Genomic DNA, 12,687 nt, shown 5'->3' on the forward strand with positions numbered 1-12,687 from the left:
GTTCGAGTGGCCGGGCCAGTCGCTCGAGAACCTCTCGCACATCGAATGGCAGACCGAACAAGGCGGCCTGCGCACGGCGCTCGATGCACAGGGCCGGTTCGGACTGATCCGGCTGCTGGAGCGGGCGAAGGTCTCCCGGCAGGATAACGCGCGCTGGCTGCTCACGTGGACGCCGGAGGCAAGCCAGGGCATTGCGCTCAGGGCCCAGCTGCGCAGCGAGGCCGGCGCCGGACCGCTTGACGTCCTGCAGCTGTGGCACTTTGCATTGCCCGCGCGCATCTTTCTGACCGGTAGCGCAAAGGCTGGGCCGAAGGCGACTGTCAGCGGTCCTCCGCCGCTGCCACCCGCAGCCATCGCGGCCGCGAACCACGCTGCAACGCCCCTGCCGCAAGGCGTTGTGCCGGAGGCGCAATGATGCTGGGCGAACTGTTCAGGAGCCTCTTTCCGGCGCGCGAGGACGCGGGCGAACTGGCGCGCGCGCGGCTTGACGTGTGGGCGCCGTGGGTGCAGCCGTTCCCAGGCGAAGCGGGCGTCGGCCGCGATCCCGGCTACGAGGATGCGTTCTTTGCGCTCCGGGATGAGGCGGGCAAGCTCTCGGGCATCGACGAGAGCCTGATTGCCAGGTGGTGCGAGCAGCTACTGAAGGAGACCGGCAAGGACCTGCGTCTCGCGGGTTACTACGCGTTCGCGCGGTTGCGGCAGCATGGCACCGCGGGCTTTGCCGACGGACTGGAACTGGCCGCCGCGCTTGTCGACCGGTTCGGCGTTGCCGTGCTGCCCGCGCGCGCCGAAGCGAAGAAGGGCGCCCTTGAAATGCTTGCCACCGCGCGCGTGCTGGAGCTGCTCGAAGCCCGTGGCGAGTTTGCGCCGGCGGACCTCGAGCGCGCGCTTGCGGCGCTCGACATCTTGGTAACGCTAACGCTCACATGGCCCGAAGTTGCCCGCCCGAATCTGCAGCCCCTGGTGTCGCGTTTTGAGCGCAGGGACAGCGAGGCTCGAAGTGTTGAGGCCGAATCGACTGGATCATCGCCGCCGGCCATGGCAGGCGCCCCGTCTGGCCCGATTGCCTCGACGCGGGACCTGCTCGAGCAGGCCCGCACGATGGCCGGGTGGCTGCGCGATCAGGAGAACGGCTACCTGCCCTCGGTGCGGCTCGTGCGCAGCATCCGCTGGGACACGCTCCACGATGTGCCGCCGGCCGATGCAGCATCGCATACGCGGCTCACGGCGCCGCGCGCAGAGCTGCGTCAGCAGATGAAGCGGCTCATGTTGCAGAAGCAGTGGCACGAACTGCTCGAGCGGGTCGAGGGCGCGTTTATGGAAGGCGTCAATCATCTCTGGTTCGATCTGCAGTACTTCCAGCACGTCGCCCTCGATCACGTGGGAGCACCGTACGGTGCATGGCGCGAACTGCTCCGCGCGGACTTTGCGCTCTTTCTCGAACGGCTGCCCGGGCTCGAGCGGCTGTCGTTCAGCGACGGCACGCCGTTCGCCGACGATACGACGCTCGAGTGGATTGCGCGGCATGCCGTGGTCCGCGATCTCGAAGCGGGTGAGGGTGTCGCGCCGCTGCCGGTCTCGGCCGATCGCGAGGAGGATGCCGCCGGCGACTGGCCGGAAATCGAGGCGCAGGCGCGGGATCTCGCAGGACGCGATGGAATCGAAGCTGCGTTCGCGTGGCTGGAATCCCTGCCGGGCCTGAAGACTGATCGCCACCGCTACCTGCAGCGGCTCGTGATGGCGCGCCTTGCCGATCACGCGGGACGCGCGGACACGGCACTTGCCCTGCTGGTCGAGCTGGACACGTCCGCCACATCGCTGCTGCTCGTGCGCTGGGATCCCGCACTCGTCTTCGAGGTCAAGCATCAACTGCTGCGGGCGCTGAAGGCGGCGAGCAACCGCAAGGATGCCGACAAGCCAGCGCTCGCGCGTCGCATTGGCGAACTGCAGGGCGAGATGACGGTACTCGACCCGGCACGCGCACTGGCGCTGGCCCAATAAGGCGCGCGGGATCCGTGCGGCGGCCATCGGGAAGCGTGGCCTGATGCATGCCAGCCCGACACTGACCGGCACCAGAATCCTGTAGATGAGGGAAGGGCAGGATTTCGGTCTGATTTGTACTGCGAATTAAAAACAGGAAGTATTGCGATGGACAATCCGATTCTGCGCTACTACGAAGCCCAGATGCGCTATCTGCACGAATCCGGCAAGGAGTTCGCGAAGGCGCATCCCGACCGGGCGCGCCTGCTCAACCTCGATCGCGTGGGCGATCGCGATCCGTACGTCGAGCGTCTGCACGAGGGCTTTGCCTTTCTGACCGGCCGCCTGCAGCAGAAGCTAGACGACGAACTGCCAGAACTCACCGAAGGGCTCGTGAGCCTGCTGTGGCCACATTATCTGCGGATGATGCCGTCGCTGTCGGTCGTCGAGCTGATTCCGCTGCGGGAGAAACTCCAGAGGACTGAAGTGGTGCCGGCGGGTGTGCCGGTGCGTTCCGCGCCCATCAGTGTGCCGCTCGCCGCGGGCGCCGAGGCTACGACGCCGCGCACCGTGCAGTGCCTTTACCGGACCACCCAGTCCGTGACGCTGCAGCCGCTCACCATCACGCATGCCGGACCGTCGGTGCGCAATGACGGCCGCTCGGTCATCCGGCTGGGGTTCGAAGTCCACGGTTCAGCGCGGCGTGAGGAAACCGATCTTTCGCGCGTGCGCCTGCACCTGAACGCCGATCTGCCAGTGGCGTTTTCGATGCATCTTGCGCTCACGCGCCAGCTCGATTCGATCTTGTGGCGTATTCCGGAAGTGCGCGACGGCGAAGCGCTGCCGCTGTCCGGCGTCACGATCGAGCCAGCGGGCTTTTCCCCGGAAGAGCGGCTGTGGCCCAAGGCCGACGCGGCGTTCTCGGGCTACCAGCTCCTGCTCGAATATTTTTCTTTCAGGGAAAAGTTCCTTTTCGTCGACCTGTGTGGACTCGACGTGGCCAGGTTGCCCGCGGGAACAACCCGCTTCGAGCTGGAATTCATCCTCAAGGAATCCTACCCGTCGGACCAGCGTTTCAGCCGTGACAACATGCGACTGTTCTGCTCGCCAGTCATCAATCTCTTCGAACTCGACGCCGAGCCCATCGAGATCAATCACCACGAGACGGAATACCGTGTCGTGCCGGTGGGCCATCAGGGTGAACACGTCGAAACGTATGCGGTCAATGCGATCGAGGCCTTCGACCATGTGACGGCAGAGCGCTACGAATACGTCCCGTTTGCCACGTTCCGCCATCGCGGGGGCATGTTGCGTCACGAGGCGCCGGAGCGGTATTTCCACGCGCGGGTGCGCCCGGGCATGTCGGGACTACATGAGACGTGGGTCGTCCTGGGTGGACACGCCTGGGAGACGATGGAGACGTTGCCGGAGGAAAGCCTCTCGCTGCGCGTGACCGGCACCAACGGGATGCTGCCGCGCAAGGGGCTGCGCGAGGCGAGTCTCAGCGAACTCGCCGCGAGCACGCCGAACGTCGCCGGCGTGCGCAACCTGGTCGCGCCCACGCTGCCGCTCTATCCCCCGACGGATGACCGGTTCCAGTGGCGTGTTTTATCTCATCTTGCGCCCAACTTCCTGTCGCTGATGGACGCGGAGGTGCTGCGCGGCGCGCTCGGCCTCTACGACTGGACCGATGACGAACTGAACCGGCGACGCCTTAACGGCATTCTCTGGGTTTCGGAGGAGTTGCTCGAGGAGGTGTCGGGCGGCTCGGTCGAGCGCGGCGTGCTGATCGAAGTCACGCTCGATTCCCATGCATTCGCGGGCGAGGGCGACGTGATGCTGTTCGGCGAACTGCTGCACCGGTTCTTCGCACTGTACGCGGAAATCAACCTGTTCACGAAGCTCTCGATCGTGAGCCTGCCATCGCAGACCCGCACGGTGTGGCCGCGCAGCAAGGCAGAACGTTCCCCGCTATGAGGCCAGAGGATTTTCCCAATCTTGAGCCCCTGGTTGCGTCGTTGCTGGCCCGCGCGCCCCGGATGAACTTCATGCAGTTGTGCCGCCTGCTCGAGGTGAGCGCGCCGGATCGACCGGGCGTGGGCACGCGCGATACGCCCGAGCATGAACGCGTGCGCTTCGGGTCATGGCCGCGCGTCGGATTTCCTGCGGGCGAAGTCGCCGCCGTCGACTTCGGCGACGCGGCAGATGAAACCGCGCGGTCGGTGCGGCCCACCGTGCGCACGACCTTCATGGGTCTGTATGGCGTCGATGCGGCGGTACCGCCGCACATGATCGACGACATTGTCCTGCGCGAGGAGGGGCATGAGGTGGTCGAGTCGTTTCTCGACCGGTTCGATCACCGCTTCGTCACGATGCTGTACCGCGCATGGAAGAAGTATCGCTATCCGGAGAGCTTCCGGCCGGGCGGGTCCGATGCCCATTCACGCAACCTGCTGAGCCTGGTCGGATTTGGCTGGGGCGACAAACCCGGGCGCGCGGGGCTGCCTGATTGCCGCATGCTGGCGCTGCTGGGACTGCTATGCCTCAAGACCCGCACGCCAGAAGGCCTCGCGGGAGTGATTGCGCTGGCCGTGCCGGGCGTGGAAGTGCGCGCCGACGAGTTTTTCCCGGCGCTCACCCGTCCCGGCCAGCCGAGGCCATTGACCTCACGTCCTCCGGCACAGGAATCGGAGAACGGCGCTCACGGGGGGCTGGGCGGGGGCTACGTGCTCGGTCGTCGCCTTGCCTATCGCAGTCGTGCTGTTCGGGTGACGCTGCGTCCCGCCAACGCACAACAGGCACACGACCTCTTGCCGGAGGCGTGGCTGAACCGTGAACTGCTGGCATTCGTGCGCCTTTACGTGGGCGTGAAAGCCGACGTTCATCTGCGCATGCAGGTGTCCTCGCGGATCGCGCCTTTGCCGGTCATCGGCACGATTGGCACGATCAGGACGGCATCGGCCCCGCCAGCACCGCGTCTTGGCTGGACCACGGTGCTCCCTGCCGTGGAAGAGCGCACGATTACCATTGCGCTTGGTGTGACCGAAGCGTTCCCCGCACCTGCGCCCAATCCTTACCTGACTCCGAAACGCACATAACCGGGGAAACCATGATGTTTATCCGCCTGACCATTGCCACTGTGGCATCTACCTTTCTGCTGTCGGCCTGCGGCGCCTGGCAGGCCGTGTCAGACACGTCGTCGAGTGCCTGGCACGCCGTGTTCTACAAACAGGTGAAGGTACTCAGCGTCGATCTGTCCGCGCGCGAGGCCCTGAATCCGGACGATGCCGGCCGGCCGACTTCGGTCGCGGTACGCATCTACCAGATCAGGGACCGCAAGCTGTTCGATGGCGCATCGTACGACGATCTCCTGAAAAGCGACCGCACGGTACTCGCGCAGGACCTGCAGGACAGCATGGCCGCTGCGTTGAACCCGGGGGCGTCGGCGAGTCTCTCGCAGCCGATGAAAGCCGACACGAAGTACGTGGCCATCGTCGCGTACTTCCGGAACCCGGGTAACGGCAACGGCTGGAAATACGTGATCGAGAAAACGAAGCTCGACGCCGATAGGCCGCTGAAGCTCGAACTCGTCGACCAGCTTCTGCTCGCCACAGACGACTCGTCCCGGAAAGCCTCACAGTGAGATTAGCGATAGCCGGGTGTCGTCCGATATTCCTGAGATGAAGAAGTCATTGCCCGAGCTGTTCGTCGAACTCGAGGCGCTGGACCGCGACGTACCTTCACAGAAGGCAACGCAGTAACGCAGCAGGTTACTCCTCCCCGACAGCCGAAAGCGGCGCGGCCACATGTTCGAGCGACTTGCGCTCCGCGTCCACGCCCCAGATCGCGGCGACGAGTGCAGCCGCGAGCATGAGCGCCGATCCGACCACGTAGCCCGTGAACACCTCGCTGCGCTGGTGCGTATCGATCAGTCGTCCGAAGAACGCCGGGCCGATGATGCCGCCCAGTGCAGTGCCGAACGCATAGAACACGGCGATGGCGAGCGCCCGAATTTCCAGCGGGAACGACTCGCTCACAGTCAGATAGGCAGAACTCGCGGCTGCCGAGGCGAAAAAGAAAATCACCATCCACGCGACGGTTTGCATTGTCGCCGTGAGCATGCCCTGTTCGAACAGCCAGCCGCTCACCGTGAGCAGCACGCCCGAGAGTGCATAGGTCGCGGCGATCATCGTGCGCCGGCCAATCACGTCGAAGAGCCGCCCCAGCATGATCGGCCCGAGGAAGTTGCCGAGCGCGAACGGCAGCAGATAGAGGCCCACGTCGCCGCCCGGCACGTGATAGAACTCAGTGAGCACGAGCGCGTAGGTAAAGAAAATCGCGTTGTAGAAGAAGGCCTGTGCCGTCATGAGCGAAAGACCCACCAGCGCGCGACGGCGGTGGCGCACGAATATGGCATGAAACACCGCGCTCAGCGGCGTATGGCTGCGCGCATGCAGACGCAGCGGGTCATCAGGCGGGCCTTCCAGGGTATGGCCCGCATCGCGAAAGCGCGTTTCGATGCCCTCGACGATGCGCTTCGCCTCGTCGTGCTCGCCGTGCGTGAGGAGCCACCGCGGGCTTTCCGGAATCCAGCGGCGCATGGGCAAGATGATGAGCGCGAGTACCGCGCCGATGAAAAAGCACACGCGCCAGCCCCAGTCGGCGGGCAGCAGGTGCGGGTCGAGCAGCACGAGCGAGCCCGCCGCGCCGATGGCCGCGCCCACCCAGAACGTGCCGTTGATGCTGAGGTCGGTCCAGCCGCGCACGCGCGCGGGCGTGAACTCCTGGATCGTCGAATTGATGGCCGCGTACTCGCCGCCGATGCCCGCGCCCGTGATCGCGCGAAACGCCACGAAGCTCGCGAAGCTCCACGAGAACGCCGTCGCGGCGGTGGCCAGCAGATACACGGCGAGCGTGATGAAAAAGAGCTTGCGGCGGCCCAGCCGGTCCGTGAGCCAGCCGAAGCCGAGCGCGCCGCACACCGCGCCCGCGATATACGCGCTGCCGGCCAGGCCCACCTGCGCATTGTCGAGATGCAGCACCGGGCTCGTTTTTAACGCACTCGCTACCGCACCGGCCAGCGTGACTTCGAGACCGTCGAGCAGCCAGGTGACGCCCAGCGCTACGACGATGAGCACGTGAAAGCGCCCCCACGGCAAGCGATCGAGGCGCGCGGGCAGCGTGGTTTCGATGATGGGAGGCTTGTCAGTCGTCCCGGTCGTGTTGGGAGGATTCATCGGGTAGGGCGGCTAAGGCACGCGATGCGTTGTAGCATGCGCCGTTCCCGAAATGCAGGCGACGTGTCACCTGCTCATACAAAAGCGGGTGACGTATGCACAGGTGAGCCGTGATAAAACCAGCTACATGGTCCGTTTAATGACTTTCGACTCGACGGTTAAATAAAACACGCGCATTCAGAAACCGCGTCGAACCGTAACCGTTGCGCCCGTGCTATGCGAATGAAGAATGGCGACGCGCGCGGTGGCGGAAAACACCCACTCGTCGACGGTCAGCGAGAGCCTGCGCTGAGGCTGCGCGCCGATGTTCAGCGTGCTGTCCGGCACCTCAAGAATCGAGATTTGCGGCGCTGTAGAAGGGCCCATCTGCAGATAATCGGAAGTTGGCCGTGCAGCCTGCTGCTCACCGTAACGGCTCCCAGGCGCAGATTTCACGAAGTCGTAATGGTATTTGTCCTGTGTCGGCGGCGCGCTATAAAAACTTTCGACTTGCGCATAAAAAGGCTTTGGCTGATTCGCCTGATATTCCATTTCGTACCGGTGGAGGTACGCCTGGGGTTCCGGTGGCAGCGCTGGAACCACTTCCATCGGCATGGACGGGATATTGGCGACCGTCATGGTTTCGGGAATGTTCACACCGGTGCTCTGAGCGAATGCATAACCGCTCAGCATAAAAAAGGCTGCACCGACAATCTTTTCGTTCAGGCACGTCATGAGCATGCCTCCAATGACGAACTCGAAACATCAAACTGTCGAACGTTCCTGCCGAACAGACTGCCTTTGCATCACTGCACCAATGCATTCTAGTACCTGATTTGCTTCCTGCCAGCCGAATGTGCGCGCACGTCATGCAGATGGATGCGAAGTCCACCAGAGCGCGGACGGCGTGCAACGTCGTTGCCTAACATCGCGGACGTTATGACCGATTCGGGCTGCGCGAGTCGCACTCGCAGCGGAAGATATTGCGCAAGGTCGTGCGCATGCTCGATGGGCTCGCGCCAGAGGCGAGCCCATCGACACCAGCCCATTGGGGAAAATCCGGGTGCGGCCTAGATCGTGCCAAAGAGGGCGCGCGGGCGGTCCTGCAGCGTGCGCGCGAGGACCTTCAGCGCTCGCGCCAGTTGCTCCCGCGAGGTTGCGCACGCGAGGTTGATGCGCACGCCGTGCTCGAGCGTCGAGCGGTCCACTGCGAATGCCGAGGCCGGCATGGTGTTCACGCCGCGTGCGAGCGCGTTGGCGGCGAAGTCGTCGGAACGCCACGGCGCCGGCACGCGCAGCCAGACGAACATGCACGCCGGGTCGCTGTTGAGCAGATCGCGCGGCAGGATCTCGAGCGCGAGTTCCTGCCGTGCCTGCAGTTCCGCACGCTGCGCTTCGAGGATGAGGCGCGCGGTGCCGTCCTCGATCCAGCGCGTGGTGATGAGCGTGGTGAGCGGCGCGGGCATCCAGGCCGTCGTGCGCACGGCTTCGGCAGCGAGCGGCGCACCGTGCGGCGGCGTGAGCAGATAGCCGATGCGCAGTCCCGGGGCGAGCACCTTCGAGGTGGAGGCCACGTGGAAGGTCAACTCGGGGCACAGACTCGCGATGGTGGGCAAGCGCTTGCGCAGCAACGGCCCGTACACGTCGTCCTCGATGATGGCGACGTGATGACGCCGCGCGATCTCCACGAGCGCGAGGCGCCGCTCCAGGCTCATCGTGACCACGCCGGGATTCTGCAGGTTCGGCACGGTGAAGATCGCCTTCACTGGCATGCGGCGGCACGCGTCTTCGAGCTGGTCGGGCAGGAGTCCTTCGGCGTCGCTCGGGATCCCGACCAGCTCGAACTGGAACACAGGCGCGAGCGCCTTGAGGCCGTAGTAGGTCAGCTTGTCGGAGAGGATCACCCCTTCGTGTCCCATCAGGCTGCTCAGGACCGCATAGAGGCCGTGCTGCGCGCCGCTCGTCACGACGAGATTCTCGGGCGAGGGCGTGAAGCCGGGCGCGGCGATCCACTGCGCGCCCGCCGCGCGCGCCCATTCGGCGCCCTGCGGCGGCTGGTATTCCTGGGTTTCCGCAAAGCGCGGGTCGCGCGAGATCGATGCCATCGTGCGGGCGAGCTGCGCGAGAAATTCTCCGGTCGCCGGCCGGTTGACGGTGAGGTCCACCACGCCGCTCGCATCAGCGCCGCTCGCCTGGCTGCCGCGCTGCGCCGCGGCGCTGACAGCAGGCATGGCCCCGCCGGTGACGATCGAGCCGCGCCGCTTGCTCGCCACGATCAGCCCGCGCGCCTGCAACTCCTTGTACGCGCGCGAGACGGTGGAGACGTTGATGCCCAGTTCCACGGCCAGATCGCGCTGCGGCGGCAGGCGGCTGCCGGGTGGGTATTGGCCGCTGCGCACCTGCTCCTCGAGATTGCGGGAGACCTCCAGATACGTGGCTTGACGACCTTTTGTCTGGATATCGTCGTCCGATTTTGTCTGGTAATCGTCGGCTTTCATGCAAGTAGTAACTCCATACAAAACTCGATCGTCTGCCACGTTGCCTTGCTGCTGTCTGATGCGCTGCAGCGCCATCATCGCATCTTCAACCCAATAATACGATATCTGGCGGGAGTTTAATTGCCTTTGCCCCGGGCCGAAAGATCACTCACCAGGGAATTTCCTGGTCTCCACACAAAGCCTTTTTAATTGCACACAAAAAATTATTGTGTGAGTATGAATCCAAGGTTTTGTTCGGTCAGCAGTTCGGCGCAACACGCACTGTATTACAGGAGGACAGGCTCGTGGCAACCCGGCAACCCACACCCGCTTCAGGCGGAACATCCACACCCCTTGGCCATTCGCTGCGCAAGCGGCACGTCACGATGATTTCGCTCGGCGGGATCATCGGCGCGGGGCTCTTCGTCGGCAGCAGCGCCACCATCAGCGCGATGGGGCCGGCTGCGTGCCTGAGCTATCTACTGGCGGGCATCGTCGTGCTGTTCGTCATGCGCATGCTCGGCGAGATGGCGCTCGCGCATCCGGGCGTCGGGTCGTTCACGGAGTTCACGCGCATTGGTCTTGGCGACTGGGCCGGATTCACGAACGGCTGGCTCTACTGGTACTTCTGGGTGATCGTGGTTGCCGTGGAGGCAGTGGCGGGCGCGGGCATCCTTCAGCGCTGGATTCCCGCACCCGTCTGGGTGATCGGGCTCGTGCTCCTTTCGCTCATGACGGTCGTCAACCTGCTCTCGGTGAAATCGTATGGAGAATTCGAGTACTGGTTTGCGTCGATCAAGGTGGCGGCGATCATCGTGTTCATCGTAGTGGGCGCGAGCTACCTGTTCGGGTTCAGCTCGTGGCACCAGACCGTGAACAACCTGAGCGGCGATCACGGGTTCATGCCGTTCGGCGCGATGTCGATCTTCGCGGGCGTGCCCACGGTGATCTTCGCGGTGGGCGGCGCGGAGATCGCGACCATTGCCGCGGCCGAATCCGACGATCCGGGCCGCAACGTGGCGTCGATGACACGCTCGGTCATCCTGCGCGTCATCACGTTCTATGTCGGCTCGCTCTTCGTGATCGCGTGCATCGTGCCGTGGGCGAGCATCAAGGTGGGTTACTCGCCGTTTGTGGCCGCGCTCGAAACCATGCATATTCCGGGCGCCGCGGACATCATGAATGCAATCGTCCTGGTGGCCGTGCTGTCGGCGCTGAACTCCGGGCTCTATGTGTCGTCGCGCATCGTGTTCCGGCTCGCCGAGCGCCGCGACGCCCCGCGCGCGCTGCTCACGCTCTCGAAGAGCCGCGTGCCGCGCCTGGCCGTGCTCGCGAGCAGTATCGTCGGCTACGTGGCCATCGTCGCGGCGATCGTTTCGCCACAGGGCGTCTTCCTTTATCTTGTCAGTGCATCGGGCGCGGTCATGCTGTTCGTGTATCTCTCCATCGCGGTTTCGCAGATCGTGATTCGCCGGCGCCTGGAGGCAACGCAGCCCGAACGGCTCACGTTCAGGATGTGGCTCTTTCCCTGGCTTTCGTGGGCCGTGGTGGCGGCCATTGCCGGCGTGCTCTGCGCGATGGGCTTCGACCGCGCGCTCTCGGGCCAGCTCATGGCGAGCCTCGCGAGCCTGGCGGTGGTGTCGGCGGCTTACGTGCTTACACGCAAAAGGACTCACGCGCAGGATTTCCGTGAGCCCGCAACCAACTGGAAGAAGTAATGGCGCAAGTGGCTGTCATCGGCGCGGGTTTCGTGGGGTTGTCGTGCGCGTACTGGCTCATGCGCGACGGGCACAGCGTGACGCTGTACGACGCGCAGGGGCCGGGCGAGGGCGCTTCATACGGCAACGCGGGCACCTTCGCGAACTATGCGTGCATTCCCGTGAACAACCCGGACGTGTTCCGCAACATCCCGCGCTTTCTGTTCTCGTCAACGAGCCCGCTGCGCATCCGTTGGGGCGACGTGCCGGCGCTCGCGCCATGGCTCACGCGTTTCCTGCTGAGCGCCACGCCGCACCGCTATGAGGGCAGCGTGAACGCCCTCGCGCAACTGCTCTCGCGCGCATTCGAGGGCTACCGCGAGATGCTGACCGTCGATGCGCTCGCGGCCTTCGTGCGCGAACGCGAATGCCTTTACCTGTATTCGAGCGCGGTGTCGTTCGAGGCCGCGCAGCCAGCGCTCAAACTGCGGCGCTCACTCGGCGTAGCGTTCGAAACGCTCGCGCGCAGCGAGATCGCACAACTGGAGCCCGGCCTCGCGCCGCTCTTCTCTCAAGGCACGCTTTTCAAGGGCAGCTGGTTTCTGAGCGATCCGCGTGGTTTTCTGCAGGCCTTGCATGCGATGTTGACGCAGCGCGGTCTTGTGCACCGGCGCGTGGCCGTCGAGACGCTGAAGCCTGCGGCAAGCTCGGTGAAGCTGATCGACTCGGCGGGCGACGTGCATGACGCGGAACACGTGATTGTGTGCGCGGGCGCGTTTTCGGGGCGTCTCGCGCGCCAATGCGGCGACGCGGTGCCGCTAGGCGTGGAGCGCGGCTATCACGTACGCTTTCCTGGCACCGCTAACCGGATTTCGCGCCCGTGCGGCTGGGCCGAGCGCGGCTTCTACATGACGCCGATGGACGGCGGCATTCGCGCGGCGGGCACCGTCGAGCTGGCGGCCATCGGAGCAGGCAAGAACGCGGACCTGCTGCGCCTGTTGACGCGCTCCGCGCAGGAGGCGCTGCCCGGACTACCGGAGCCGGACAGCGACTGGCTTGGCTTCAGGCCGAGCCTGCCCGACGCGCTGCCCGTGGTGGGTGCGTCGAGCCGCTCGCCGCGCGTGATCTACGCGTTCGGGCACCAGCATCTGGGCGTGACGCTCGGCGGCGTGACGGGCAGCGTGGTTGCCGACCTCGTTGCAAAGCGTGCGCCTCCCCTCGATCTCGCGCCTTATACTCCGCGCCGTTTTTAGCCTCTGTTTCGAGCCACTTTCCAGCCAACAGCCACGTAACACCTAACGCAACTGTCTCCCAGCG

10 protein-coding genes are annotated in these 12,687 nt (G+C 64.9%); 7 read left to right on the forward strand and 3 right to left on the reverse strand.

The genetic code is table 11. The annotated features are described in order from the left end of the window. The 5 genes from M3I56_RS30620 to tssJ all read left to right on the forward strand — a co-directional run. Window positions 1-415, forward strand: a 415-nt coding sequence (locus M3I56_RS30620) for a type VI secretion IcmF C-terminal domain-containing protein (RefSeq protein WP_302057065.1), incomplete at its 5' end; no start/stop codon positions are given. Continuing rightward, on the forward strand, window positions 412-2,001 hold the full coding sequence (tssA, locus tag M3I56_RS30625) for a type VI secretion system protein TssA (RefSeq protein ID WP_254357135.1): 1,590 nt from the start codon (window positions 412-414) through the stop codon (window positions 1,999-2,001). The genes M3I56_RS30620 and tssA, both read left to right, overlap by 4 nt. A 147-nt stretch (window positions 2,002-2,148) precedes the next feature. After that, complete coding sequence (tssF, locus tag M3I56_RS30630; protein ID WP_302057066.1) at window positions 2,149-3,957, forward strand: type VI secretion system baseplate subunit TssF; 1,809 nt, start codon at window positions 2,149-2,151, stop codon at window positions 3,955-3,957. Further along, a complete protein-coding gene (tssG, locus tag M3I56_RS30635) occupies window positions 3,954-5,078 on the forward strand; it encodes a type VI secretion system baseplate subunit TssG (protein WP_254357177.1) in 1,125 nt (374 codons plus the stop codon). Before tssF ends, tssG begins: the two co-directional genes overlap by 4 nt. 14 nt (window positions 5,079-5,092) lie before the next feature. Beyond that, the gene (tssJ, locus tag M3I56_RS30640; RefSeq protein ID WP_254357178.1) at window positions 5,093-5,623 is read left to right on the forward strand and encodes a type VI secretion system lipoprotein TssJ; all 531 of its coding nucleotides are present in this window, start codon (window positions 5,093-5,095) and stop codon (window positions 5,621-5,623) included. A 127-nt stretch (window positions 5,624-5,750) separates the two neighbouring features. Here tssJ and M3I56_RS30645 read toward each other — a convergent pair whose 3' ends face one another. The 3 genes from M3I56_RS30645 to M3I56_RS30655 form a co-directional block, all read right to left on the reverse strand. Further along, on the reverse strand, window positions 5,751-7,217 hold the full coding sequence (locus M3I56_RS30645; protein ID WP_254357136.1) for an MFS transporter: 1,467 nt from the start codon (window positions 7,215-7,217) through the stop codon (window positions 5,751-5,753). A gap of 177 nt (window positions 7,218-7,394) precedes the next feature. Beyond that, window positions 7,395-7,931 carry a hypothetical protein gene (locus M3I56_RS30650; RefSeq protein WP_254357137.1) on the reverse strand — a complete coding sequence of 179 codons (537 nt, stop codon included), beginning with the start codon at window positions 7,929-7,931 and terminating at the stop codon, window positions 7,395-7,397. A gap of 335 nt (window positions 7,932-8,266) precedes the next feature. Next, a complete protein-coding gene (locus M3I56_RS30655) occupies window positions 8,267-9,694 on the reverse strand; it encodes a PLP-dependent aminotransferase family protein (RefSeq protein WP_254357138.1) in 1,428 nt (475 codons plus the stop codon). 365 nt (window positions 9,695-10,059) lie between these two features. Here M3I56_RS30655 and M3I56_RS30660 point away from each other — a divergent pair, with 365 nt between their 5' ends. After that, entirely contained in the window at window positions 10,060-11,391 is a 1,332-nt protein-coding gene (locus tag M3I56_RS30660; protein ID WP_254357179.1) for an amino acid permease, read from the forward strand. Continuing rightward, window positions 11,391-12,623, forward strand: coding sequence for an FAD-binding oxidoreductase (locus tag M3I56_RS30665; protein ID WP_254357139.1), 1,233 nt, complete (start codon window positions 11,391-11,393; stop codon window positions 12,621-12,623). The genes M3I56_RS30660 and M3I56_RS30665 overlap by 1 nt, the downstream gene beginning before the upstream one ends. Window positions 12,624-12,687: the final 64 nt, after the last annotated feature.

Source organism: Paraburkholderia sp. CNPSo 3281 (assembly GCF_024206515.1).
In the GTDB taxonomy this organism is placed as follows: Bacteria; Pseudomonadota; Gammaproteobacteria; order Burkholderiales; family Burkholderiaceae; genus Paraburkholderia; species Paraburkholderia nodosa.

Bases quoted from the DNA above. Each gene is read 5' to 3' on its own strand.
- M3I56_RS30660 (WP_254357179.1), top strand. From the start codon at position 10,060: ATGATTTCGCTCGGCGGGATCATCGGCGCGGGGCTCTTCGTCGGCAGC.
- tssG (WP_254357177.1), top strand. From the start codon at position 3,954: ATGAGGCCAGAGGATTTTCCCAATCTTGAGCCCCTGGTTGCGTCGTTG.
- M3I56_RS30645 (WP_254357136.1), bottom strand. From the start codon at position 7,217: ATGAATCCTCCCAACACGACCGGGACGACTGACAAGCCTCCCATCATC.
- tssA (WP_254357135.1), top strand. From the start codon at position 412: ATGATGCTGGGCGAACTGTTCAGGAGCCTCTTTCCGGCGCGCGAGGAC.
- M3I56_RS30665 (WP_254357139.1), top strand. From the start codon at position 11,391: ATGGCGCAAGTGGCTGTCATCGGCGCGGGTTTCGTGGGGTTGTCGTGC.
- tssJ (WP_254357178.1), top strand. From the start codon at position 5,093: ATGTTTATCCGCCTGACCATTGCCACTGTGGCATCTACCTTTCTGCTG.
- tssF (WP_302057066.1), top strand. From the start codon at position 2,149: ATGGACAATCCGATTCTGCGCTACTACGAAGCCCAGATGCGCTATCTG.
- M3I56_RS30655 (WP_254357138.1), bottom strand. From the start codon at position 9,694: ATGAAAGCCGACGATTACCAGACAAAATCGGACGACGATATCCAGACA.
- M3I56_RS30650 (WP_254357137.1), bottom strand. From the start codon at position 7,931: ATGACGTGCCTGAACGAAAAGATTGTCGGTGCAGCCTTTTTTATGCTG.